This window comes from Streptomyces sp. NPDC028635, assembly GCF_040637635.1.
Taxonomy (GTDB): Bacteria; Actinomycetota; Actinomycetes; order Streptomycetales; family Streptomycetaceae; genus Streptomyces.
In genome coordinates this window covers 31,301-54,409 of sequence record NZ_JBEZWX010000034.1, presented here as the reverse complement: position 1 = coordinate 54,409, position 23,109 = coordinate 31,301, and the positions used below count along the sequence as shown (strand labels likewise).

The window sequence follows — 23,109 nt, the reverse complement described above, 5'->3', positions numbered from 1 at the left end:
CCCTCCATGGACACCTTCGCTCTGGTCGTGACCATCGCGGTCGCGCTCTTCTTCACGTACACCAACGGCTTCCACGACTCCGCGAACGCGATCGCCACCTCGGTCTCCACCCGCGCGCTCACCCCGCGGGCGGCCCTGGCGATGGCCGCGGTGATGAACCTCGCCGGTGCCTTCCTGGGGTCGGGCGTCGCCAAGACCGTCAGCGAGGGCCTGATCGAGACGCCGAGCGGCTCCACGGGGATGGCCATCCTCTTCGCGGCCCTGGTCGGCGCGATCGTGTGGAACCTGGTCACCTGGTACTACGGCCTGCCGTCCTCCTCCTCGCACGCGCTGTTCGGCGGCATGGTGGGCGCGGCGCTCGCCGGCGGTACCGACGTACTGTGGAACGGCGTCCTCGACAAGATCGTCATCCCGATGTTCCTGTCCCCGGTCGTCGGCCTGATCGTCGGCTACCTGGTCATGACGGCGATCATGTGGCTGTTCCGCCGGTCCAACCCGCACAAGGCCAAGCGGGGCTTCCGTATCGCCCAGACCGTCTCGGCGGCCGGCATGGCCCTCGGCCACGGCCTCCAGGACGCCCAGAAGACGATGGGTGTCGTGGTCCTGGCACTGGTCATTTCCGGCCACGAGACCTTCGGCGACCCGATCCCGGTCTGGGTGAAGCTCGTCTGCGCCGTGATGCTGTCCCTGGGCACCTACGCCGGCGGCTGGCGGATCATGCGGACCCTCGGTCGCAAGATCATCGAGCTGGACCCGCCGCAGGGGTTCGCGGCGGAGGCCACGGGCGCGTCGATCATGTTCACCACCGCCTTCATCTTCAAGGCGCCGATCTCCACGACCCATGTCATCACCTCGGCGATCATGGGTGTGGGCGCGACGAAGCGGGTGAACGCGGTGCGCTGGGGCGTCGCCAAGAACATCGTGCTCGGCTGGTTCATCACCATGCCGGCGGCGGGCCTCGTCGCCGCCGCGGTGTTCGGGATCGAGAAGCTCGCGTTCCTGTAGAAGCCGCGAGTGCGTAGAACCCGCGTTTCTGCAGGCGCCGGACGGAACGACAAACGGGCCCGCCCCCCGGGAGCCAGGGGGCGGGCCCTTTTGGTGCCTCGCGGTGGCACCGCCATGCAGCACCGCGAGGGGCCTTGGGTGCGGCTGCTCGGCCGAAGTGGCCGCTCAGCCGCGGGGGCGTTCCGGCCGCTGGGACCGTTGCGCCGCGGGGGCATTCCGGCCGGGTGGCCGCTCAGCCGCCGGGGCGGCTCGGCCCCGGGGGCCGTTGCGCCGCGGGCGGCTCAGCCGAAGCGGCCGGAGATGTAGTCCTCCGTCGCCTGGACCGACGGGTTGGAGAAGATGCGCTCCGTGTCGTCGATCTCGATCAGCCGGCCGGGCTGGCCGACGGCCGCCAGGTTGAAGAAGGCGGTGCGGTCCGAGACACGCGCGGCCTGCTGCATGTTGTGCGTCACGATGACGATCGTGAAGCGCTCCTTCAGCTCACCGATCAGGTCCTCGATGGCGAGGGTGGAGATCGGGTCCAGGGCCGAGCAGGGCTCGTCCATCAGCAGCACCTTCGGCTCCACCGCGATCGCCCGGGCGATGCACAGACGCTGCTGCTGACCGCCGGACAGGCCGGAGCCGGGCTTGTTCAGCCGGTCCTTGACCTCGTTCCAGAGGTTCGCGCCCTTGAGCGACTTCTCGACGACGTCGTTCAGCTCGCTCTTCTTGTAGTTGCCGTTCAGACGCAGACCCGCCGCCACGTTGTCGAAGATCGACATGGTGGGGAAGGGGTTCGGGCGCTGGAAGACCATGCCGACCTCGCGGCGCACCGCGACCGGGTCGACCCCGGTGCCGTACAGGTCCTCGTCGTCCAGCATCACCTTGCCCTCGACGCGGCCGCCGGGGGTGACCTCGTGCATACGGTTCAGGGTGCGCAGGAACGTCGACTTGCCGCAGCCCGACGGGCCGATGAACGCCGTCACCGAGCGGGGCTCGATGGTCATCGAGATGTCCTCGATCGCGCGGTGGGAGCCGTAGTAGGCGGACAGTCCGCTGACGTCGATTCGCTTGGCCATGATTACGTCACTTCTCTTCTTCGGTCGCTGTGTGGCCGCGTCAGCGACCGGTCTGCGGGGCCTTCCAGCGGGCGATGCCGCGGGCCACCAGGTTGAGGATCATCACGAAGGCGATCAGGGTGAGCGCCGCCGCCCAGGCACGGTCGTAGGCCGCGTTGGCACCGGAGCTGTTCGCGTACTGCTGGTAGATGTACAGCGGCAGCGAGGCCTGCGGGTCCTGGAACGGGTTGCTGTTAATGAAGCTGGTCTTCCACACCAGCAGCAGCACCGGGGCGGTCTCACCGGTGATGCGCGCCACCGCGAGCATCACACCGGTGGTGATGCCGCCGATCGACGTCGGCAGGACCACCTTGATGATGGTGCGCCACTTGGGCACGCCCAGGGCGAGGGACGCCTCGCGCAGCTCGTTCGGGACGAGCTTGAGCATCTCCTCCGTGGAGCGCACGACCACGGGCATCATCAGGATGGACAGCGCGAGCGACCCGGCGAAACCGGAGTAGCCCATGTCCAGGATGAGGATCCAGAAGCTGAGGACGAACAGGCCGGCGACGATCGACGGGATGCCCGTCATCACGTCGACGAAGAAGGTGACGGCCGTGGCGAGCTTGCCGCGGCCGTACTCGACCAGGTAGATCGCGGTGAGGACACCGACCGGCACGGAGATCAGGGAGGCCAGGCCGACCTGCTCCAGCGTGCCGAGAATGGCGTGGTAGATGCCACCGCCGGGCTCGGAGTCGCCGACCACGCCCATCGAGTGGGTCAGGAAGTAGACGTCGAAGACCTTCACACCGCGCTGCACGGTCGCCCAGATCAGGGACGCCAGCGGGATCACGGCCAGCAGGAAGCACACCCAGACCAGGGCGGTCGCGATGCGGTCCTTGGCCTGGCGGCGGCCCTCGACGCGAGCGGCGACGGTGAAGGTGCTCAGCACGAACAGGATCGCGGCGATCAGACCCCACTGGACCTTGCTGTCCAGGCCGGCGGCCAGGCCGATGCCCACGGCGACGGCCAGCGAGCCCGCCGCGAACGCCCACGGCGACCACTTCGGCAGCCGGGCTCCCTGCAGGGAGTCGCTGCGCGTGTCGGTGACGGCTGCGGTGCTCATGCGTTGGCCCCCGAGTACTCCTTGCGGCGGTTGATGATCATGCGCGCCGCGCCGTTGACCAGCAGGGTGATCACGAACAGGACCAGACCGGACGCGATCAGCGCGTCCTGGCCCAGCTCGGTGGCCTCGCTGAACTTGCTGGCGATGTTCTGGGCGAACGTGCCGCCGCCCGGGTCGAGCAGGCTGGCCTTGATCTCGAAGGTCGGGGACAGCACCGTCGCCACGGCCATCGTCTCACCGAGGGCGCGGCCGAGGCCGAGCATCGACGCGGAGATCACGCCGGAGCGGCCGAAGGGCAGCACCGACATCCGGATGACCTCCCAGCGCGTGGCACCGAGGGCGAGCGCCGCCTCCTCGTGCATGCGCGGGGTCTGCCGGAAGACCTCACGGCTGACGTTGGTGATGATCGGCAGGATCATGATCGCGAGCAGGATGCCCACGGTGAGCAGCGAGCGGGCGGCGCCGCCCTGCCAGGAGAAGATGCCGGTCCAGCCCAGGTAGTCGTCGAGCCAGCTGTACAGGCCGCCGAGGTGCGGGACCAGGATCAGGGCGCCCCACAGGCCGTACACGATGGACGGCACTGCGGCGAGCAGGTCGATCACGTACGCGATGGGGCCGCTCAGGCGGCGCGGCGCGTAGTGGGTGAGGAACAGCGCGATGCCCACCGCGACCGGGACCGCGAGGGCCATGGCGATGATCGAGGAGACCACCGTGCCGAAGGCCAGTACCGCGATGCCGAAGACCGGCGGGTCGACATTGGTGTTCCAGTCGAACGTGGTGAGGAAGTTCCCGTCGTCCTTGCTGATCGCGATGGACGCGCGGTAGGTCAGGAAGACCGCGATGGCGGCCATGACCACCAGCAGGAAGATGCCGGATCCACGGGAGAGGCCGAGGAAGATCCGGTCGCCGGGGCGGGTGGCGCCGCGGGCTGCGCGCTTGGTCTCGGCAGCGGGGCGCTCGGGCGTGGGGGGAGGTGCGTCTGTGGTCTGCGTCGATATGTTCATCGGGTTCTCCGGTCTGCGGAGCCGCGCGGGTGGGGCGGCTCGGTGGGGTCGTACGTCGCGTACGGCCCCGGGCGGCGGTGCACCGGACGGTGCGGCCCGGATCCCTGGGGGAGCCGGGCCGCACACTCGCTTAGCTCAGGCCCTCGATGGTGGTACGGACCTTGGAGATGATCTCGGCGGGGATGGGGGCGTAGGAGTTCTGCGACAGAACCTTCTGGCCGTCCTCGGAGGCGACGTAGCGCAGGAACGCCTTGGTGCCGGCGAGGGTGTCGGACTTGTTGCCCTTGTCGCAGACGATCTCGTAGGTGACCAGGGTCAGCGGGTAGGCGCCGGCCTCGGTCGGGTTGTAGTTCAGCTTCAGCGCCAGGTCCTGGCCGGTGCCGGCGACCTTGGCGGAGGCGATCGCCTTGGAGGCGTTGTCCGCGGTGGCCTTGGCCGGCTCGGAGGCGGCGGTCTTCAGGTCGACGGTCTTGATGCCGTCGGCGGCGTAGGACAGCTCGAAGTACGAGATCGCACCGGCGGTCTGCTTGACCTGCGCGGCGAGGCCGGAGGAGCCCTGCGCGGCCTGGCCGCCCTTGGCCTGCCACGCCTTGCCGCCCGAGTAGGGCCAGTCGGTCTTGGCCTGGCTGATCAGGTACTTGGTGAAGTTGTCGGTGGTGCCGGACTCGTCCGAGCGGTGGAACGCCTGGATCTTGAGGTCGGGCAGCTTGGCGTTCGGGTTGAGCGCCGCGATCGCCTTGTCGTTCCAGTTGCTGATCTTGCCGTCGAAGATCTTGGCGATCGTCGAGGCGTCCAGGACGAGGCTGTCCACGCCCGGCACGTTGAAGCCGAGGGCGATCGGGCCGCCGACCATGGGCAGGTCGATGGCCTGGCCGCCGGAGCAGACCTTCTTGGACTCGGTGACCTGCTCGGGCTTCAGCGCGGAGTCCGAACCGGCGAACGCGGTCTGGCCCTGCAGGAACGCGGTGATGCCCGCGCCCGACCCGGTGGGGTTGTAGTTGACCTGCACGCCGGAGCAGGCCTGTGTGAACTGCTTCACCCAGGCGTCGATCGCGTTCTTCTGCGCCGTGGAGCCGGATGCCTGCAGCTGGCCCTTGGCGTCGTCGCACTTGATGTTTCCGGCGGCCGCGGACGTCGAGGCGCCACCCCCACTGGACTTGCTGCCCGTGTCGTCGGAGCCGCACGCCGTGAGGGCCAGGGCGCCGGAGACGGCGAGTGCGCCGAGGGCGAGGGCCCGCCGGTTCATGCGCTGAAGCTTCACTGAGGAAATTCCTTCCAGGAGCCGCCGTCCTGAATCCGGCGGCGTGCGTGATTGCTGCGAAGTCGGGGTCGAGCGGACGCGTCCCCCAGAGCGCGTCCCCATCGGGTAAGGCCGAAATTAGGCAGATCAGGTGAAGCCGCCGAAGGGCGTAAATGAACGCGGGGTGAACCCCTAGGGACGGTGTGGTTAGGTCACGGAACGCTTACGCCGAGGACACGGCCGGATCCCGGCCCAAGCGGTACGGAAGGTGGCGGTGGGGCAACTGTGAGGGGGGTGGCGGAGGGGATTCGGTGGGGGCGGGCGGGTGGTGCGGCGCGGGCCGACGGGCGGGTGGTGCGGCCTGGGCGGCGCGCCTGCGGGCTGGGCGCGGCTCGGGCCGGGGGCCGTTGCGGCTTGGGCCGGGGGCGTTTCGGCTTGGGCCGTGGGCCGTATCGGCGTGGGCCGTGCCGGCTCGTGTCGTGGACTGTTCCGGCTTGGGTCGTGGGCCGTTCCGGCTTGGGTCGTGGGCCGTTCCGGCTTGGGTCATGGGCCGTTCCGGCTTGGGTCATGGGCCGTTCCGGCTCGTGCCGCGGGCCGTTCCGGCCCGTGTCGCGGACCGCTTCGGCTCGTGCCGACCGGGCCCGACTATGCCAGGCGCAGTGCCTGGAGCAGGGCATCGACGAGGGTGCGGTCCCTCGGCTGGGTGAGGCGGGCGCGGGCCGCCGTCGGCGCCAGCCACAGGACCCGGTCCACCTCGTCGGTCGGGGTGAACCCGCCCCCCGTGGCCTCCGCGGCCCAGTAGCGGACCCGCTTGGGGCGGCCGTTCGCCAGGTAGCGCTGGGTGGGCAGCTCGGCGCCGGGCGCGGCCGTGTGGCCGGTCTCCTCCAGGGTCTCGCGCAGCGCGCCGGTCAGATCGACCTCGGCGCGCTTGAGCTTGCCCTTCGGGAAGGACCAGTCGTCGTACTTCGGGCGGTGCACAAGGCACAGCTCCAGCGTGCCGTCGAGCGGGGAGCGGCGCCACAGGACACAGCCCGCGGCCAGGACGACGGGGCCGCCGATGGGATCCCCGGGGCCGGTGGAGTCCCCGGGGTCCGTGGGATGCGTGGGGTGCATGGACCGGTGCCTCCTCAAAGGAGTCCTACGGCTTCCTTCGCCCAGATCCGCTGGAACGCGTACCGGGCCGCTTCCACCTCGTGCCGCTGGTCGGCGTGCAGCACGCCGAGGGCGTACGCCGTCGCCGGGGCGATCCGCGGGGTGCGGGCCGCCTGCGCCGCCGCGGCCGCCGCCTCCGCGGCGTCCCGGTGCCGGTCCAGGGACTGCCCGGCCTGCAGCAGCCGTACGTTCGGCGCGGGGTCGCCGCCGAGCAGGGCCTCCTGGGCGTAGCGGTGCAGACGAAGCAGCAGCCGGACCTGGTGCCAGGGCGCGTCCTGGGGATGCGGGGAGGGCGGATCGGGCGACAGGCCGTGCACCAGCGCCTGGGCGTTGTACGGGCTGCCCGCGGTGACCAGCGGCAGCGCGGCCACCGCGTCGGTCAGCCGCTCCTGGGCCGCCCCGGCCAGCGGGCGCAGATCGGCCGCCGGGGAGATGAGCGGGACCTCGCTGGCGAGTAAGGCGACCTTGTCGGCGACCGCGTGGAACCGGGCGGAGCCGAGGGCCTGCAGCGCGGTCGAGTGCGCCCGGGTCCGGGCCAGCGTCAGCTGCCGGTCCAGCAGCGCCCCCGCCTTGGCCGCGCCGACGGTGAGCTGGCCGCGCTCGCTCGCCGTCGAGTGGATGCCGACGGACTGCGCGGGGAGCGCCGTCGCACCCGACAGCCGGTGCAGCGCCGTCAGCAGCCGTTCCAGGCGGGCCTCGTGGGCATGCTCCAGGGCCAGGGTGCCGGAGACCCAGGCCAGTTCGGGACGCATCTCCTCCGACCACTCCGGGTCCAGGACCGGGCGGAAGGTGTGCAGGCTGCCGCTGATACGGCGGGCCGCGCGCCGCAAGGAGCGGGCCGCGTCGACCGCCGTGTGCGGTGCGTCGGCCGTCCGTTCCCCGTTCGCCCGCCCCCCGTGGGCGGTCCCGCTCGTCCTCCCCCCATGGGCGGTTGTGCCGGCCCTGCCGCCGTGCGCGGTTCCGGCCGCCCTGCCTCCGTTCGTGGTCCCGCCCGTCTCCCGGTGCAGGCGCAGCGCCCTCAGGAACTCCGTCGCCTGCGCGCGGAGATAGCCTGCGAGCGCGTCACCCGTGGGGCCACCTCCCCGCTCGAGCGCAGCCGTGAGCTCGGGGGATGGCCCGGCGGCCGGATCCGTCAGGTCATGGTGTTGCTGTGCCACGCCGGCGCCTCCGGGCGTCTATGAGCATCTCCTGGACGTTGCGCAGGGGCTGACCGTCGGCATCGGTCGCGTGCCGGGTCCACTCCCCGTCCGCGCCCAGGTGCCAGGACGCGGTGGTGCCGGACATGCCGGTCTCCAGCAGGCGGTTCAGCGCGGCCCGGTGACCGGGGTCGACGACCCGGACGAGCGCCTCGATACGACGGTCGAGGTTGCGGTGCATCATGTCGGCGCTGCCGATCCACACCTCCGGCTCACCCCCGTTGCCGAAGGCGAAGACGCGGGAGTGCTCCAGGAAGCGGCCGAGTATCGAACGGACCCGGACGTTCTCCGACAGGCCCGCGACGCCCGGGCGGATCGCGCAGATGCCGCGCACCCAGATGTCGACCGGGACGCCGGCCTGCGAGGCGCGGTACAGGGCGTCGATGATCGCCTCGTCGACCATCGAGTTGACCTTGATGCGCACGAACGCCGGGCGGCCCGCGCGGTGGTGCTGGATCTCCTTGTCGATGCGCGAGATCAGGCCGTCGCGCAGGGACTTCGGCGCGACCAGCAGACGGCGGTACGTCTCCCGGCGGGAGTATCCGGAGAGACGGTTGAACAAGTCCGACAGGTCCGCGCCGACCTGCGGGTCCGCGGTGAGCAGACCCAGGTCCTCATAGAGGCGGGCGGTCTTGGGGTGGTAGTTGCCCGTGCCGACGTGGCTGTAACGGCGCAGCGTCTCGCCCTCCTGACGGACCACGAGGGACAGCTTGCAGTGCGTCTTGAGGCCGACCAGGCCGTAGACGACGTGGCAGCCCGCCTCCTCCAGCTTGCGCGCCCACTTGATGTTGGCGTGCTCGTCGAAACGGGCCTTGATCTCGACCAGGACGAGGACCTGCTTGCCGGACTCGGCCGCGTCGATCAGCGCGTCCACTATCGGGGAGTCGCCCGAGGTGCGGTACAGCGTCTGCTTGATCGCCAGTACGTCGGGGTCCTGCGCCGCCTGCTCCAGGAACGCCTGCACGGACGTGGAGAAGCTGTCGTAGGGGTGGTGCAGGAGGACGTCGCGCTGGCGCAGCGCGGCGAAGATGTCGGGGGCCGACGCCGATTCCACCTCGGCCAGGTCCCGGTGGGTGCCCGCGATGAACTTCGGGTACTTCAGCTCCGGGCGGTCCAGGCTGTGGATGCGGAACAGGCCGGTGAGGTCCAGCGGGCCGGGGAGCGGGTAGACCTCCGCCTCGGAGATCTTCAGCTCACGGACCAGGAGGTCGAGGACCTCGCGGTCGATGGACTCCTCCACCTCCAGGCGCACGGGCGGTCCGAAGCGGCGCCGCATGAGCTCCTTCTCGAGGGCCTGGAGGAGGTTCTCGGCGTCGTCCTCCTCCACTTCGAGGTCCTCGTTGCGGGTGAGGCGGAAGGCGTGGTGCTCCAGCACCTCCATGCCCGGGAACAGCTCCTCCAGGTGCGCCGCGATGACGTCCTCGATGGGGACGTAGCGGCCCGGGGAGGCCTCCAGGAAGCGGGAGAGCAGCGGCGGGACCTTGACGCGGGCGAAGTGGCGGTGGCCGCTGACCGGGTTGCGGACGACGACGGCGAGGTTGAGGCTCAGGCCCGAGATGTAGGGGAACGGGTGCGCCGGGTCGACCGCGAGGGGGGTCAGGACGGGGAAGATCTGGTGCCGGAAGAGGGTGAACAGGCGGGCCTGTTCCTTCTCGGCGAGTTCGCTCCAGCGGACCAGGTGGATGCCCTCGTCGGCGAGCGCCGGCGCCACGTCCTCGTGGAAGCACGCCGCGTGCCGGGCCATCAGCTCGCGGGAGCGGGCCCAGATCATCTCCAGCACCTCGCGGGGCTGCAGGCCCGAGGCGGAGCGGGTGGCGACGCCGGTGGCGATACGGCGCTTCAGGCCGGCGACGCGGACCATGAAGAACTCGTCGAGGTTGCTCGCGAAGATCGCCAGGAAGTTGGCGCGCTCCAGGAGGGGGGTGTTCGGGTCCTCGGCGAGTTCCAGGACCCGTTCGTTGAAGGCCAGCCAGCTGCGTTCCCGGTCCAGGAAGCGGCCCTGGGGGAGCGTGCTGCCCTTGCCGTCACCGCCGTCCGGGGACTCCTCGTAGCCGTCCAGGTCGGCGTCGAGGTCGGGATCGAGGTCGGAGACAGGGGCGGACACCGTGTGGGGGCGGTGCGCGGCGATGGAGCCCACGGAGGGCTGCGCGTGCTGGACCTTGTCCTGCGTCTCTGACTGGCTCATGGACCCATTCTTCCGCGCCAGGAGGGTGACGGGCGCGTCGGAAAGTGCGGGGCCCTCCGGGGGGTGCTGGGGCTCTGGCACGGCGGGCTTCATTGGCCGAGCGTCGCAAGCTCGTCTGAATCGATGGTTACGGGGGAATGACGTGTGGGTGCCGGTGCCTGCGGCGCTGGGTGCGTTGTCGTCTGCGGGTGCGTTTTGGCTGGTCGCCGTTGCCTGCGGCGGCCTGTGCGGGTTGCGTTGTGGCTGGTCGCGCCGTTCCCCGCGCCCCTTTGGTGCCTGCGGCGGCCCGTTGCGGTGCGTGGTCGGTTGCGGTCGCGCCTGCGGCCGGTGGGTGAGTCGGGGCCGGGGTGGGGGGTGTCCGTCCTCGGTCCGGCCGCCCGTCCCCGACGAGTGCGCCGTTGCCCGGTGCCGGCCGCTGCGGGCGGACACCCCCCACCCCGTCCCCTCCCCACCGCCGGCGCCTGCGGCCCGTCGCCCCTTCCGGCTCCGGTGCGGGCCGTCATCCGTCTCGGGTCCGGTGCGGGCGGTCGACTCTTCCGGGTCCGGCACAGGGCGCGGGGCGGGGCGGTCCGTTCAGGCGGTCGGTCACCGTAGACACCTAGGGGCGCGGGGAACTGCGCGACCAGCCACGACGCACCCGCACCCGCCCTGGAAGGGAACCCGCACCCCCCTGGAAGGGACCCCGCACCCCCCTGGAAGGGACCCCGCACCCGCCCTGGAAGGGACCCGTGAAAAAGAAACGTGCACGTCCCTCCCCCCGAAAGAAGGGACGTACACGTGGAGGCTCAGGCCGTTCGGCGGCGCAGCAGCGTGAAGGATGCCGCGGTCGCCGTCGCGGCCAGGGCCAGGACGATGCCGCACTCCACGAGCTGAAGCGGCCAGTAGTGAGACTCCGGGTGGAAGACGACGTAGTAGCCGTGTGCGTTCCTTCCGCCGGCCAGTTCCCAGGCGTGGGCGGGGAGATCGGCGGGGTGCGCGGTGGTGCGGGTCTTCGTGGGCCACAGGTCGGCCCGGTACGTCTCCAGGGTGAGCGCGAGCAGCCACATCACGGCGACCGAGGCGCCGAGGGCCGGCAGGGCGCGGCGCAGGAGGAGCGCGGCCAGGGTGCCCACGGCCAGGGCGCACAGGGCGTACGCCACCGCCGCGGGGCCGCGGGCCAGGAAGAGGGCCGGGGTGTACCAGTCGTCGAAGGCCAGGTCCCGGTTGGCTGCCCAGCCCTGGTGGAACACCGTCACGAGCAGGGTGAGTCCGGCGGTGAGGGTGGCCGCGGGCAGGGCCAGCTTGGCCGTCAGCCAGCGGGTCGGGGTGATGCCCTGGGTCCAGGCCAGGTGCGCGGTGCCGGATTCCAGCTCGCGGCCGATGAGCGCACCTCCCGCGTAGGCGGCGACGAGGAGGAAGCCGTAGCCGGTCAGCAGGGCGATCACGCCCGCGCCTGAGGCGTAGGGGGAGGGGAAGGTGTCGCAGTAGTCCTGGGCACAGTGGGTCTGCGCGGCGCGGGTGGAGTCCGCCGTGAGCTGGTTCAGCCAGAGCGTCCAGACGGTCAGGGCGAGGACCAGGGCGATCCACACGGCCGCCGCCGCGCGGTGCACGCGCAGGAGTGTGGTGGTCATACGGCGGCTGCCTTGCGGCCCGTGATGCGGCGCAGCGCCAGATACGCGGCTGCCGTGAGCAGCGCGGTCAGGGCGAGGGTGAGCGCCGTCGTGGTCAGCTGCAGCGGCCAGTAGTGGGATGCGGGGTGGTAGGTGTGGAAGTAGCCGACGGCGTCGAGTTTGTCGTACAGGGCCCGGCAGTCGGGGTAGGTGCTGCTGCCGCAGCCGGGGTCGGCGAGGTGGCGGCCGGTGGAGGTGACCAGGCCCTCGTCGACGTACAGGACGTCCCCGAGGAGGTCCGCGTTGCGCAGGTCGGTGGTGTGGGTGACCGTGGGCCACAGGTGGGGCATGGCCTGGTCGGCGATCGTACGGACGACGAGGGCGAGAACCGCGCCGGACATCAGGGCCGGCAGGGTGCGCTGCCACAGGAGGCCCGCGAGCGCGCCGGCGGCCAGGCCGGCCAGGGCGAAGGCGATCGTGGTGGGGCCGTTGGCGTGCAGGGTGGCGTCGTCGTACCAGGCCTCGGCGGTGTCGATACGGCCCTGGGCCGCCGTCCAGGCCAGGCGGTGCAGGGTGACGAGGAGGGCGGTGCCGGCGGTGACCAGGACGGCCGGCAGGGCGAGGCGGCCGGTCAGCCAGCGGGTCGGGGTGACGCCCTGTGTCCAGGTCAGACGGGCGGTGCCGGATTCCAGCTCGCGGCCGACGAGTGCGGCGCCCGACCAGGCGGCCACCACGAAGGGGACCACGGTGACCGCGATGGTCGTGTACAGGTACAGCGCCTTGTAGCGCAGGATGGCCGGCTGGTCGTAGGCGCACGACTCGGTGTGGCACGTGTTCCACTGACGCCAGGCCGCCGCTGCCGCGTCGGTCGTCGGGCCGTACAGCCACAGGAGGGCCCCGCAGATCACCAGGACCAGGGCGGCCCAGGTGAGCAGGGCCGGGCGGTGCAGACGCAGCAGCCAGTGCAGGTGGCGGGGCGCGTGCGCCTTCCGGATCGGTGCGGGGGCGGACAGGGCGCTCACGCGGCGGCCTCCTGGGGGAGCGCCGGTGCCCCGGGGTTGCGCAGGTGGGCCAGGACCAGCTCCTCCAGCGTCGGTGCCGAGGTGCGCCAGTCGGCGGGGAGCGGGGCCCCGGGGCGCAGGAGGGCGGTGAGCTGGCGGCCGGTGGTGCGGGACTCGACGACGGTGTGCGGGGTCAGGTCGGCGGTGTCGGCGGGGGCGCTCACGCGCGCGTGGGCCTCCAGTAGGGCGTCTATCTCGCCGGACAGGCGGACCGCGCCGCCGCCGAGCAGCAGGAGGTGGTCGCAGGAGTCCTCCAGTTCGGCGACGACGTGCGAGGACATCACGATCGTCGTGCCGTGCTGCGCGGCCTGCGCCATGAGCGTGCCCATCAGTTCGTGCCGGGCGAGCGGGTCGAGGTCGGCCATCGGCTCGTCCAGCAGGAGCAGCTCGGGGCGCTTGCCGAGGGCCAGGGCGAGGGCGACGCGGGTGCGCTGGCCGCCGGAGAGCGAGCGGACCTTGGACCGGGGGTCGAGGTCGCCCGCCGCTGTGACGCGTTCGGCGGTGGCCGCGTCCCAGCGGGCCGGGTTCAGGTCGGCGCCCATGCGCAGTGTCTCCGCGACGGTGAGCTGCGGGTACAGGGGCTTGTCCTGGGCGACGTACCCCACACGCGCGCGTGCCGAGGCGGGGTCGGTGCCGAGGACGGTGATGCGGCCCTCGGCCGGGGTGGTGAGGCCGGCGGCCAGGGCGAGGAGGGTGGACTTGCCGGCGCCGTTGGGGCCGACGACGGCGCAGACGCGTCCGGCGGGCAGGCGCAGCGCGCAGTCGCGCAGCGCCCAGCGGGCGCGGCCGGGACGGCGGCCGAAGCGCTTGCCGAGGCCGGTGGCCTCGATGGCCGGGTCGGTCATGGACGTTCTCCCTGTTCTCCCGGGAAGTGCTTGTCGAGGACGGCGGTGAGGAGGGCCGCCACGTCGTCCCGTTCCAGTCCGGCGGTACGGGCCCGCTCGGCCCACTCCTCCAGTTCCGCGCGGAGCGGGGAGTCGGCCGGGGCCGTGCCCAGCGAGCGCCGTACGAAGGTGCCGAGGCCGCGGCGTGCCTCGACCAGGCCCTCGCGCTCCAGCTCGCGGTAGGCCTTCAGGACCGTGTTGGGATTGATCGCGGTGGCCTCCACGACCTCGCGGGCCGTGGGCAGCTTGTCGCCGGGGCGCAGCAGGCCCAGGCGCAGGGCCTGTTTCGTCTGCTGCACGATCTGGACGTAGGTGGCCACGCCGCTGTGCCGGTCGATGCGGTACTCGACCACTCCGCCAACCACCCTTTCACTAATTGAGTAGTGAAAGGGTGGTGGAAGGGGTGGGGCAAAGTCAACTCCGGTGGTCGCCGGAGCACGCCCCGGCGGCCGGGTCAGTCGTCGGCGGCCGGGAACGGGGCCGGCGGCCGGGAAAGGGGCCGGCGGGCTGGGCAGTCGTCGGCGGCCGAGGACGGGGCCGGCGGGCTGGGCAGCCGGCGGTGGCCGGGAACGGGGCCGGCGGGCCGGACGGTCGTCGGCGGCCGGGAAAGTCGTCGGCGGTTTTTGTGAACCGATCGGCGGGGGTCGTCCGATGAGGAGACGTGAGCGAAACGAGAAGCGACGGGGAGCTGCTGCGGGCCATCGCGGCAGACGGGGACCGTCACGCCTTCGAGGAGCTGTACCGGCGGTACGCGCCGTGGCTGACCGCGCGCATGCGCAGCCGCTGCGCCGACGCCGCGATAGTCGACGACGTCGTGCAGGAGACGTTCCTCGCGGTGTGGCGGGGCAGCGCCCGCTATCGCGAAGAGGGCGACGTCGCCGGGTGGCTGTGGCGCATCGGCGCGCGGCGCCTGGTGGACGCGCTGCGCGGGGACGGCGCGCGTGGCCGGCTGCGGCAGGCGCTCGCCCGGCTGCGGCACCGGGACGAGGTGTCCGCGGAGGAGCGTGTGCTCGCGGGCGTGGAGCACGGGGATCTCGCCGGCGCGCTCATAAGGCTGTCACCCGAGTTGCGCGCCGTGCTGCAGGCCACGGTCATCGACGGGCTCAGCACCCGGGAGGCGGCCGTCGTGCTCGGCATTCCGCCCGGCACGGTCAAGACGCGGGCGATGCGCGCCCGCAAGCAACTGCGGGAGGCGCTGGCATGACGTGGCATGTGGCCGAGGACGACCTGCGCGCCTATGGGCGCGGCGAGCTGGAGCCGCCGCTGCTGTGGTCGGCGGACACGCACCTCACGGCGTGTGCCGAGTGCCGCGCCCGGCTCGCGGACGTCACCGAGCCCGTCGCCCTGGACGAGGGCTGGGCGCGACTGGACGCGGAGCTGGACGCGCCGCGGCCCGGGCCGAGCGAGCGGCTGCTCGTGCGGTGCGGGGTGGCCGATCACACCGCGCGGCTGCTGGCCGCCACCCCGGTGCTGCGCCGCTCCTGGCTGCTGGCGCTGGTGTTCGTGCTGGCGGCGACCGTGCTGATGGTGCACGCCGCCGGGTCGCTCGCCCTGTTCCTCGCCCTGGCACCGCTGCTGCCGCTGGCCGCGGTCGCCCTGTCCTACGGCCCCGTCCTCGACCCCACGTACGAGATGGCCGTCGTCGCCCCGATGCACGGCTTCCGGCTGCTGATGCTCCGCACGGTCGCCGTGCTGTCCGGCAGCCTCGTGCTCAACGGCGTGGCCACGCTCGCCCTGCCGGAGTACGGGCTGCGCGCCCTGACCTGGCTGCTGCCCGCCCTCGCCCTGACCACCACCGGGCTCGCCCTGACCCCGCGCCTCGGTCCGGTGCTCGCACCCGCGCTGGTCGGCGGCGGCTGGGTCGCGGTGCTCGCCGTGGCCAGAGCGCTGAACCACGGGACGCTCGCCCCCTTCACCCTCCTCGGGCAGCTCGCCGCCGCCGTGGTCGCCGCCGCGGCCGGCTGGCTGCTGGTGCGGCTGCGCGACCGCTTCGACACCACCTCGGCGCACGCGCCGTTCACCACCTACGGGAGTGCCGCATGACCACCACCGTCTCCGCCTCGGGGCTGACCCTCCGCTACGGCGGCACGCGCGCCCTCGACGACGTCTCGCTCAGCCTCGCCCCCGGCGTCACCGGGCTGCTCGGACCCAACGGGGCCGGGAAGACCACCCTGCTGCGGGTGCTGGCCACGGCGGTCCCCGCCGACCGGGGCTCCTTCACCGCCCTCGGCCACGACCCGGCCACGGCCGCCGGCCGGCAAAGACTGCGCCGCGAGCTGGGCTACCTGCCGCAGAACCCGGGATTCCACCCGGACTTCACGGCCTTCGAGTTCGTCGACTACGTGGCGATCCTCAAGGAGCTCACCGATCACACCGCCCGCCACCGCGAGGTGCGCCGGGTCCTCGACGCCGTCGACCTGTCCGATGTGCGCGGCCGGCGCATGAAGCGGCTGTCCGGAGGGATGCGGCAACGGGTCGCCCTCGCCGCCGCCCTCGTCAAAGACCCCGGCTTCCTGGTCCTGGACGAACCGACCGTCGGCCTCGACCCGGAGCAGCGCATGCGGTTCCGCGAGCTGATCGCCCAGGCCGGCGAGGGGCGCACGGTGCTGCTGTCCACCCACCAGACCGAGGACGTGGCGATGCTGTGCCACCGGGTCGTCGTCCTGGCCGGCGGACGCGTCCGCTTCGAGGGCAGCCCCGCCGAGCTGACCGCACGGGCGGCCGGCCGCGTGTGGAGCAGCGCCGACCGCGATCCCGGCGCCCGCGCCGGCTGGCGCACCGGCACCGGCACCTACCGCAACATCGGCGACCCGCCCGAAGGCGCCGACCTCCTCGAACCCACCCTGGAGGACGGCTACCTGCTCACCCTCGACGACCGGGCCACGGAGGTGGCGGCATGAGCGCGACGATCACCCCGCCGGCGCCCGCCGTCACCGGACCCGAGCACACCGCCCGCCCCTGGCGGACCGCGCTCGCCCTGGCCCGCTTCGAAGCACGCGAACTGCTGCTGTACATCCCGGTGTTCGTCTTCCTGCTGCTGTACACCGGCTACACGCTCTGGCAGTTGTTCGCCAACGGCGACGCCATGGACGACTACCCGGTGCTCCAGGACGTCGACCGCGCCACCCAGACCGGCCCGCTGCTGGTCGCCATCGCCGTGTTCCTGTGCGTCAACCGCGCCGCGCTGCGCTCCCGCCGGCACGGAACCGACCGGCACTTCGCCGTGCTGCCCGTTCCGCCCTGGCAGCGCACCCTGGCGCACGCCCTGTCCGTCGTACCGGTCGCGGCCGTCGTCGCCCTCGTCGTCACCACCGAGTTCACGGTGGCGGCCCTGCGGCCGGGCGCGGTCGGACACGGCTCGGTCGCCGAGCTGGCGGTCGGCCCGCTGTCGGTGCTGCTGGCCGGGGTGCTCGGCGTGCTGCTCGCCCGGCTGGTGCGTTCCTCCTTCCCCGCCCCGCTGTTCGTCATCGGCCTGTACGTCCTGGTGACCCTCGTCGCCGTCGCGGCGGACGGCTCCGACCCCGACTGGGTCAACTGGCTGTCCCCGGTCGTCGACGAGAGCGGCGGCAAGCCGGTCCCCTCGGATCTGCTGGGCCGCCCGGCCGGCTGGCACGCGCTGTATCTGCTCGCTCTGGCGGTACTGCTGCTGTGCGCCGCGCTGCTGCGCAGCGGGCTGCGCAGCCGGTCGCTGGGCGCGCTCACCGCCCTCGCCGTCGCCGCCACCGGCGCGGGCGTCGCCGGCCAGTCCACCGGCACCGGGCACGAGGTTCTCGCGGCCCGCGAGACGGCCTCGGTCCACCCCGAGCAGGTGCAGCGATGCATCCCCCACGGCACGAACGTGTACTGCGCCTTCCCGGAGTGGACCGGCCGCACCGCCGACTGGGCCGGCGAGGCCGACCGGGTCCAGCAGCTCGCCGGGGGCGCCGCCCTCCACCGCAGACTGACGGTCCGCCAGCGCATCGAGGCGCGCTACGGGCTGACGTCGGACTCCGCTCTCGCCCCGCTGACCGGGCCCGGCCAGGTGACCGTCGGCACGCGGTGGGGCGGCAACCGCGTCCCCGAGTTCGCCGTGGGTGTCGCCTCGGTGCTGGTGGCCGGGGACGAGAAGGCCGCGAGCGGCATGTGCGACGCCCGCACGGTGACCGTGATGTGGCTGGCGCTGGCCGCCCAGCCGGACCCGATGACCGCGCTGCGCGACGTCCGGCTCGACGACACTGTGACCGGCCCCGCCATCGCCCTCAGCCCCACCGACCCGGTGTCCATGGGCGCCGCACAGACCGACGTCGTCCGGGAACTGCTGGAGAAGCCCCGCTCCCAGGTGACGGCCTCGGTCAAGGCCCACTGGGCGGAGCTGACCTCGCCGAAGACGCCGCTGCGGCGGGTCGCCGCACTGCTCGGCGTCCCGGCTCCGGCTCAGGCGAAGGGGGAGAGCGATGACTCCTGTGACGCATGAGACCGCCTCCCCCGAGAGCGCCGGGCCCCGGGCCGGCGGGCGCGCCGCCGCCCTCGGCGCGCTCCTGGCGGCCACCGCCCGGACCCTGCCCCGGGCCCCGCTCCTCGCGGGCGCCGCGCTCGGGCTGCTCACGGTCGCCTGCTCCCGCCCGCTGGCCGGCGGCCCCGCCGACCCCTGGCTGAGCCTGACAGTGCTGCGCGTGGCCGCCGTATGCCTCGGACTCGGCCTGGCGTTCCTGCTGGACGACCCGGCGCGGCGTACTACGGAGACCGTGCCGACCGGGCGGGCGCTGCGGGCCTGCCTGCGGCTGACGCTGATCGCCCCGCTCACGGCAGGATGGTGGGCGGCAGCCCTGCTGCTCACCCCGTCCGCGGCGCGGCCCCCGCTGGCGGAGACCACCCTGGAAGCCGTCACCCTGGCCATGCTGGCCCTCGCCCTCGCGGCGGTCGCCGTACGCCGCAGCCCCGAGCCGGAGCCCGGGCGGGCGGCGGCGGTGGGAGTGCTGTCGCTGACGGTGCTCGCCGCGCTGCTGCCGGACCGCTGGGGGCTGTTCGTCGCCCAGGGCAGCCCGCACTGGGCCGCCGCTCACGACCGCTGGGCGACGCTGCTCGCGGTGACGGTGGCGGTCTGGGGGCTGTCCCTGCCGGAGCCCTTGCGCCGGGGCCGGCTGCGGTCCCGCCCGTCGGGCGCCTGAGATCCCGCGTCCGGACCGCGGAAGCCTCACCCGGCAGCACCGGCCGCCGGGAGCCGGCCGGGTCCCAGCCCCGTCCGGACCGCGGAAGCCTCACCCGGCAGCACCGGCAGCCAGGAACCGGCCGGGACCCAGCCCCTTCGACGACCTCGTGGCGCGAACCGCCGTCAGGTCTCCGTGCGGTACATCAGGTCCGTCTCGTACGTGGTGAAGCCCATCCGCTCGTAGACGGACACGGCAGCCTTGTTGTCGGCGTCGACGTACAGCATGGCCGTCGGCAGGCCCTGGGCCGCCAGGTGCCGCAGACCGATGACCGTGAGCGCCTTGCCGAGGCCGCCGCCCTGGTTGCCGGGGGCGACGCCGAGGACGTAGATCTCGCCGAGCTGCTCCTCGGCGTGGACCTTCGTCCAGTGGAAGCCGACGAGATCACCGGCACCCCCCGTGGTTCCGGCCGCTCCCGCCGGCTCCCGCTCGGCCAGGAAGAAGCCGGCCGGGTCGAACCAGGCTTCCGCCTTGCGGGCGTCGAGGTCCCGCTGGGTGAGGGAGCCCTGCTCGGGGTGGTGGGCGAAGGCGGCGGCGTTGACCGCGAGCCAGGCGGCGTCGTCCTGGCCGGGCACGAAGGTGCGCACGGTGACGCCCTCGGGCAGCACCGGATCGGGCAGGTCCAGTCCGGTCAGCGGGCGCCGCATCTGGCGCAGCTCGCGGAACAGGGTCAGCCCGAGGACCTGAGCGAGGTGCCGGGCGGCGGAGTGCCCGCCGTGCGCCCACACGCGCAGCCGCTTGCCGGAGGCGGCGAGCAGGGCGGAGCCGAGCGCCCGTCCGTGGCCGTGGCCGCGGTGGGCGGGATGCACGACCAGTTCGGCCGCCGGCGCCTCCACGGGGTCGGTGTCCTCCAGCTGGGCGTAGCCGACGAGTTCGCCGTCCACGGTCAGCAGCAGATGCGAGACGCCCTCGCGCTCGCCGTCGCGCAGCTGGAGCCGGCCCTGCTCGGACACCGCCTGCTGGCCGTCCGAGCGGGCGGCCTCCGCGAGCAGGCCGAGGACCGCCTCGGTCTGCTCCTCGGAGAGCGCGGCGTGGGTCTCGATGGATCGGGCGCCGGGAAGCCGTGCGATGTCGTCGCTGGTCATGCGTACGAGGGTAAGGGGAGCGGCCCGCAAAGTGGGGACAAAGGCGAGGGCAAAGGGAAACCAGGATGTAACCCCGAACCCCCTGTCGCGCTACGCGCGTTGACCCTAGGCTGCGCCCGGGCGTGGCCACCGCCGCACCGGACCCGCCAGGTCACGTCGTCACCGCACACCACAGGGGGGCGTATGCCAACCACCGACCAGCCGAACCACCCCGCGAGACGCCGCACCCGCCGCCTGCTGGCGGCCGCCGCCGCGCTCGCCACGGCCGGCGCGCTGGCCGCCGCACTGCCCGCGTCGGCGAGCACGGGCGGCCACCACCACCGGCCGGGGGGCCACCACAAGCCGGTCCCCGGCCGCTACCAGGACGTGCAGCTGCTGTCCTTCAACGACCTGCACGGCAACCTCGAACCGCCGTCCGGTTCCTCCGGCCGCGTCACCGAGCTGCAGCCCGACGGCACGACGAAGACGATCGACGCGGGCGGCGTGGAGTACCTGGCCACGCATCTGCGCGACGCGCGCAAGGGCCACCCGTACTCCATCACCGCTGCGGGCGGCGACATGGTGGGCGCCTCGCCGCTGATCTCCGGCCTGTTCCACGACGAGCCGACCATCGAGGCGCTGAACAAGCTGAAGCTGGACGTGACCAGCGTCGGCAACCACGAGTTCGACGAGGGCGCCCGGGAACTGGCCCGCCTGCAGAACGGCGGCTGCCACCCCAAGGACGGCTGTTACACCGACGAGGGCTTCAGCGGCGCCGACTTCCCCTACCTGGCCGCGAACGTCCTCGACGAGAAGACCGGCAAGCCGATCCTGAAGCCGTACTGGGTCTGGCAGAAGCGGGGCGTGAAGATCGGCTTCATCGGCGTCACCCTGGAGGGCACCCCGGGCATCGTCTCCGCCGACGGCGTCAAGGGCCTGGCCTTCAAGGACGAGGTCGAGACGATCAACAAGTACGCGAAGGTGCTGCAGCGCCAGGGCGTGCAGTCGATCGTCGCGCTGATCCACGAGGGCGGCTACCCGGCGTCGGGGTCGTACAACTACGACTGCGACTCACCGGCCGCCGGCGGGGGTATCTCCGGCCCGATCGTCGACATCGCCAAGAACGTCACCCCGGCCGTCGACGCCCTGGTCACGGGTCACACCCACAACGCGTACGTGTGCACCATCCCCGACCCGGCCGGCAAGCCGCGCATGGTCACCTCGGCGTCCTCCTTCGGCCGCCTCTACACGGACACGACGCTGACGTACGACCGGCGGACGGGCGACATCGCGCGTACGGCGGTGAAGTCGGCGAACCACGTGGTCAGCCGGGACGTCCCCAAGGCGGCGGACATGACCGAGCTGATCGGCAAGTGGAACGCGCTGGCCGCGCCCATCGGCAACCGCCCCATCGGCTACATCTCCGCCGACGTGCCGAACACCGGCACCGAGTCCCCGATGGGCGACCTGATCGCCGACGCCCAACTGGCCTACGGCAAGCAGCTGGACCCGAACACGTCCCTGGCGCTGATGAACCCCGGCGGGGTCCGCGCGGGCCTGACGTACGCGGCCAAGGCGGCCGAGGGCGACGGCGTGGTGACGTATGCGGAGGGCTTCACGGTCCAGCCGTTCGCCAACACCGTCAACCTGCAGGACTTCACCGGCGCTCAGCTGGTCCAGGTGCTCAAGGAGCAGGTCTCCGGCCCGAACCAGGCCGCGCCGAAGATCCTCCAGCCGTCGGCGGGTCTGACGTACACGCTGGACATGACGAAGACCGGCGCGGACCGCGTGGTCACGGACTCCATCCGGCTGAACGGCAAGCCCCTCGACCCGGCGGCCACCTACCGCGTCGCGACGAACAGCTTCCTCGCGGGCGGCGGCGACGGCTTCCCGACGCTGGGCCAGGGCACGAACGACGTGGTCGGCACGGACGACCTGGCGGCCCTGGTGCAGTACCTGACGGCCAACTCCTCGGCAACGAGCCCGCTCACACCTCCGGCGGCGAACCGGATCACGATCACGCAGTAACAGCACCGCCCGAAAACACGAGTCCCCCGGGGCCCGTCCACTCCGTACGCACCCACCGCACGGAGCGAACGGGCCCCGCCCGTTTTCCCGGCCTCGCCCCGCGCGCTGCTCACCCCGCTGCACCGCCAGACGGCCGACCGACACGACACCCGCCACACCGGCCCGAACGGCCAGCCGTCAGCCCCGACGGACCACTCGCCCCCCAGAGTGCATATGCCACCCCTGGTCACTCGTTGTGATGACCACGGCATGCGCCGACCGGCCCTCTGTCTGTAGAAAAGGGGCCGCACCAGCCGACTCGCGCGGGAGGAACCCCCCATTGGCGACGCGTCACCGCATGCTCCTGGCCGCAGCCGCCTGCCTCCTGCTGGCTGCTTGTTCCGGGCCCGGAGGGGTGACTCTGGGGGACGACTGGGAGGGGGTCTCGGCCTTCGTGCTGGCCGATGTGGACGGGCTGACCACGGTGGTCGGGGTGGACGCGGTGAAGGGGCGGGCGGAGAGTCTCGCCGTGGTGCCGCAGCAGGCCGATGACGGGACGCGGACGGTGAGTCCGCAGATCGTCGCGCTCGCCGACGGGCGGCGGCTGGTCACCGTGCCCCGCAGGGGCGGCGGCAGTGACCGGCGTTATCTGCTCGACCCGCGGGCCCGGTCGCTGGACGGCATGGGCATCGGGGTCGGGCCGAGTCGTGTGCTGCCGGGGAAGACGCTGGTCGGCGAGGTCGCGGGGCTGCCCGATGCCCGGACGGGCGACACGAGGGTGCTGGTCAAGGCACCGGGCGACTGGGCGACGAAGCGGCAGATCGCCGTGCCCGGGACGGTGCGGTTCCTGGCGTCCGACCCGGCCTCGGACGCCGTCTGCCTGGCCACCGACCGGACCGTCTTCGTCGCCCGTCTGAACAGCGGGGATGTCGAGAAGGCGGCGGCCGCGGGTGACGTCGCAGGGCTGGCGTGCCCCGGTGGGCGGCCGGTGGTCGTGGTGACCGGCCGGGCGGGCGACGCCGGCGGTGTCGCCCTCGGCTTGCGGCGGACGGTGACGGCCACCACCGTCACCGTCCGGCGCGGCCGGGTCGACGCCGTCGCCGCCACCGCGACCTCGGTCGTGCTCGCCGTGGCCGACGGGAAGGACACCCAGGTCGTGGAGATCGACGCCGGTACGGGCGAGGAGATGCACCGGGTCCGCGTCCCGGACCACCCGGCCTCGCTCGCCCTCACCCGCACCGACGCGGGCTGGCTGCTCTACGACGAGAAGAAGGCCACCCGGGTCGATCTCGCCACGGGACGCACGACGGAGATCGATCTGCCGGGCACGCTGCTCGACGAGTGAGGGGCGGCCGCCGGTGTCCGGAGCTGGG

Annotated in this window: 20 protein-coding genes; 8 read left to right on the top strand and 12 right to left on the bottom strand. The window is 72.7% G+C overall.

Features of this window, described 5'->3' with window-relative positions:
• Positions 1–6: 6 nt before the first annotated feature.
• Positions 7–1,005, top strand: coding sequence for an inorganic phosphate transporter (locus tag AB0E88_RS28170; protein WP_361636121.1), 999 nt, complete (start codon positions 7–9; stop codon positions 1,003–1,005).
• 281 nt (positions 1,006–1,286) lie between these two features.
• On the opposite strand, the gene pstB is transcribed toward AB0E88_RS28170, so the two are convergent.
• The 11 genes from pstB to AB0E88_RS28115 form a co-directional block, all read right to left on the bottom strand.
• Complete coding sequence (gene pstB, locus AB0E88_RS28165) at positions 1,287–2,063, bottom strand: phosphate ABC transporter ATP-binding protein PstB (protein WP_361636118.1); 777 nt, start codon at positions 2,061–2,063, stop codon at positions 1,287–1,289.
• A gap of 40 nt (positions 2,064–2,103) precedes the next feature.
• Entirely contained in the window at positions 2,104–3,168 is a 1,065-nt protein-coding gene (pstA, locus tag AB0E88_RS28160; protein ID WP_361636115.1) for a phosphate ABC transporter permease PstA, read from the bottom strand.
• Entirely contained in the window at positions 3,165–4,172 is a 1,008-nt protein-coding gene (gene pstC / locus AB0E88_RS28155; protein WP_361636113.1) for a phosphate ABC transporter permease subunit PstC, read from the bottom strand. Before pstC ends, pstA begins: the two co-directional genes overlap by 4 nt.
• 130 nt (positions 4,173–4,302) lie before the next feature.
• A complete protein-coding gene (gene pstS, locus AB0E88_RS28150) occupies positions 4,303–5,433 on the bottom strand; it encodes a phosphate ABC transporter substrate-binding protein PstS (RefSeq protein ID WP_361636111.1) in 1,131 nt (376 codons plus the stop codon).
• 624 nt (positions 5,434–6,057) lie between these two features.
• The gene (locus AB0E88_RS28145; RefSeq protein WP_361636108.1) at positions 6,058–6,525 is read right to left on the bottom strand and encodes an NUDIX hydrolase; all 468 of its coding nucleotides are present in this window, start codon (positions 6,523–6,525) and stop codon (positions 6,058–6,060) included.
• A gap of 14 nt (positions 6,526–6,539) precedes the next feature.
• Positions 6,540–7,721: a CHAD domain-containing protein gene (locus AB0E88_RS28140; RefSeq protein ID WP_361636105.1), complete on the bottom strand. Its 1,182-nt coding sequence runs from the start codon at positions 7,719–7,721 to the stop codon at positions 6,540–6,542.
• On the bottom strand, positions 7,702–10,038 hold the full coding sequence (locus AB0E88_RS28135) for an RNA degradosome polyphosphate kinase (protein WP_361636103.1): 2,337 nt from the start codon (positions 10,036–10,038) through the stop codon (positions 7,702–7,704). Before AB0E88_RS28135 ends, AB0E88_RS28140 begins: the two co-directional genes overlap by 20 nt.
• A 692-nt stretch (positions 10,039–10,730) precedes the next feature.
• Entirely contained in the window at positions 10,731–11,555 is an 825-nt protein-coding gene (locus AB0E88_RS28130) for a hypothetical protein (RefSeq protein ID WP_361636101.1), read from the bottom strand.
• On the bottom strand, positions 11,552–12,556 hold the full coding sequence (locus AB0E88_RS28125; RefSeq protein ID WP_361636098.1) for an ABC transporter permease: 1,005 nt from the start codon (positions 12,554–12,556) through the stop codon (positions 11,552–11,554). Before AB0E88_RS28125 ends, AB0E88_RS28130 begins: the two co-directional genes overlap by 4 nt.
• Positions 12,553–13,440, bottom strand: coding sequence for an ABC transporter ATP-binding protein (locus tag AB0E88_RS28120; protein WP_361636095.1), 888 nt, complete (start codon positions 13,438–13,440; stop codon positions 12,553–12,555). The genes AB0E88_RS28125 and AB0E88_RS28120 overlap by 4 nt, the downstream gene beginning before the upstream one ends.
• A complete protein-coding gene (locus AB0E88_RS28115) occupies positions 13,437–13,832 on the bottom strand; it encodes a GntR family transcriptional regulator (protein WP_361636174.1) in 396 nt (131 codons plus the stop codon). Before AB0E88_RS28115 ends, AB0E88_RS28120 begins: the two co-directional genes overlap by 4 nt.
• A 308-nt stretch (positions 13,833–14,140) precedes the next feature.
• Here AB0E88_RS28115 and AB0E88_RS28110 point away from each other — a divergent pair, with 308 nt between their 5' ends.
• Genes AB0E88_RS28110 through AB0E88_RS28090 form a run of 5 tightly spaced genes read left to right on the top strand, consistent with a single transcriptional unit; the run spans position 14,141 to position 18,626 of the window.
• Complete coding sequence (locus tag AB0E88_RS28110) at positions 14,141–14,683, top strand: RNA polymerase sigma factor (RefSeq protein WP_361636092.1); 543 nt, start codon at positions 14,141–14,143, stop codon at positions 14,681–14,683.
• Positions 14,680–15,522 carry a zf-HC2 domain-containing protein gene (locus tag AB0E88_RS28105; RefSeq protein WP_361636089.1) on the top strand — a complete coding sequence of 281 codons (843 nt, stop codon included), beginning with the start codon at positions 14,680–14,682 and terminating at the stop codon, positions 15,520–15,522. Before AB0E88_RS28110 ends, AB0E88_RS28105 begins: the two co-directional genes overlap by 4 nt.
• On the top strand, positions 15,519–16,379 hold the full coding sequence (locus tag AB0E88_RS28100; protein WP_361636086.1) for an ABC transporter ATP-binding protein: 861 nt from the start codon (positions 15,519–15,521) through the stop codon (positions 16,377–16,379). The genes AB0E88_RS28105 and AB0E88_RS28100 overlap by 4 nt, the downstream gene beginning before the upstream one ends.
• Positions 16,376–17,932, top strand: a complete 1,557-nt coding sequence (locus AB0E88_RS28095) for an ABC transporter permease (protein ID WP_361636083.1) — start codon at positions 16,376–16,378, stop codon at positions 17,930–17,932. Before AB0E88_RS28100 ends, AB0E88_RS28095 begins: the two co-directional genes overlap by 4 nt.
• Positions 17,913–18,626 (top strand): ABC transporter, encoded by a 714-nt coding sequence (locus AB0E88_RS28090; RefSeq protein WP_361636080.1) that lies wholly within the window; start codon positions 17,913–17,915, stop codon positions 18,624–18,626. Before AB0E88_RS28095 ends, AB0E88_RS28090 begins: the two co-directional genes overlap by 20 nt.
• A gap of 164 nt (positions 18,627–18,790) precedes the next feature.
• On the opposite strand, the gene mshD is transcribed toward AB0E88_RS28090, so the two are convergent.
• Entirely contained in the window at positions 18,791–19,750 is a 960-nt protein-coding gene (gene mshD, locus AB0E88_RS28085; RefSeq protein ID WP_361636077.1) for a mycothiol synthase, read from the bottom strand.
• A gap of 183 nt (positions 19,751–19,933) precedes the next feature.
• Here mshD and AB0E88_RS28080 point away from each other — a divergent pair, with 183 nt between their 5' ends.
• On the top strand, positions 19,934–21,757 hold the full coding sequence (locus AB0E88_RS28080; protein WP_361636074.1) for a bifunctional metallophosphatase/5'-nucleotidase: 1,824 nt from the start codon (positions 19,934–19,936) through the stop codon (positions 21,755–21,757).
• A 394-nt stretch (positions 21,758–22,151) separates the two neighbouring features.
• Complete coding sequence (locus AB0E88_RS28075; protein WP_361636071.1) at positions 22,152–23,081, top strand: hypothetical protein; 930 nt, start codon at positions 22,152–22,154, stop codon at positions 23,079–23,081.
• Positions 23,082–23,109 lie beyond the last annotated feature (28 nt).

Excerpts from the sequence above, each read along its gene's own strand:
- AB0E88_RS28120 (WP_361636095.1), bottom strand. The coding sequence starts at position 13,440 with ATGACCGACCCGGCCATCGAGGCCACCGGCCTCGGCAAGCGCTTCGGC.
- pstA (WP_361636115.1), bottom strand. The coding sequence starts at position 3,168 with ATGAGCACCGCAGCCGTCACCGACACGCGCAGCGACTCCCTGCAGGGA.
- AB0E88_RS28095 (WP_361636083.1), top strand. The coding sequence starts at position 16,376 with ATGAGCGCGACGATCACCCCGCCGGCGCCCGCCGTCACCGGACCCGAG.
- AB0E88_RS28080 (WP_361636074.1), top strand. The coding sequence starts at position 19,934 with ATGCCAACCACCGACCAGCCGAACCACCCCGCGAGACGCCGCACCCGC.
- AB0E88_RS28135 (WP_361636103.1), bottom strand. The coding sequence starts at position 10,038 with ATGAAGCCCGCCGTGCCAGAGCCCCAGCACCCCCCGGAGGGCCCCGCA.
- AB0E88_RS28170 (WP_361636121.1), top strand. The coding sequence starts at position 7 with ATGGACACCTTCGCTCTGGTCGTGACCATCGCGGTCGCGCTCTTCTTC.
- pstB (WP_361636118.1), bottom strand. The coding sequence starts at position 2,063 with ATGGCCAAGCGAATCGACGTCAGCGGACTGTCCGCCTACTACGGCTCC.
- AB0E88_RS28100 (WP_361636086.1), top strand. The coding sequence starts at position 15,519 with ATGACCACCACCGTCTCCGCCTCGGGGCTGACCCTCCGCTACGGCGGC.
- mshD (WP_361636077.1), bottom strand. The coding sequence starts at position 19,750 with ATGACCAGCGACGACATCGCACGGCTTCCCGGCGCCCGATCCATCGAG.
- pstC (WP_361636113.1), bottom strand. The coding sequence starts at position 4,172 with ATGAACATATCGACGCAGACCACAGACGCACCTCCCCCCACGCCCGAG.
- AB0E88_RS28130 (WP_361636101.1), bottom strand. The coding sequence starts at position 11,555 with ATGACCACCACACTCCTGCGCGTGCACCGCGCGGCGGCGGCCGTGTGG.
- AB0E88_RS28105 (WP_361636089.1), top strand. The coding sequence starts at position 14,680 with ATGACGTGGCATGTGGCCGAGGACGACCTGCGCGCCTATGGGCGCGGC.
- AB0E88_RS28090 (WP_361636080.1), top strand. The coding sequence starts at position 17,913 with ATGACTCCTGTGACGCATGAGACCGCCTCCCCCGAGAGCGCCGGGCCC.
- AB0E88_RS28145 (WP_361636108.1), bottom strand. The coding sequence starts at position 6,525 with ATGCACCCCACGCATCCCACGGACCCCGGGGACTCCACCGGCCCCGGG.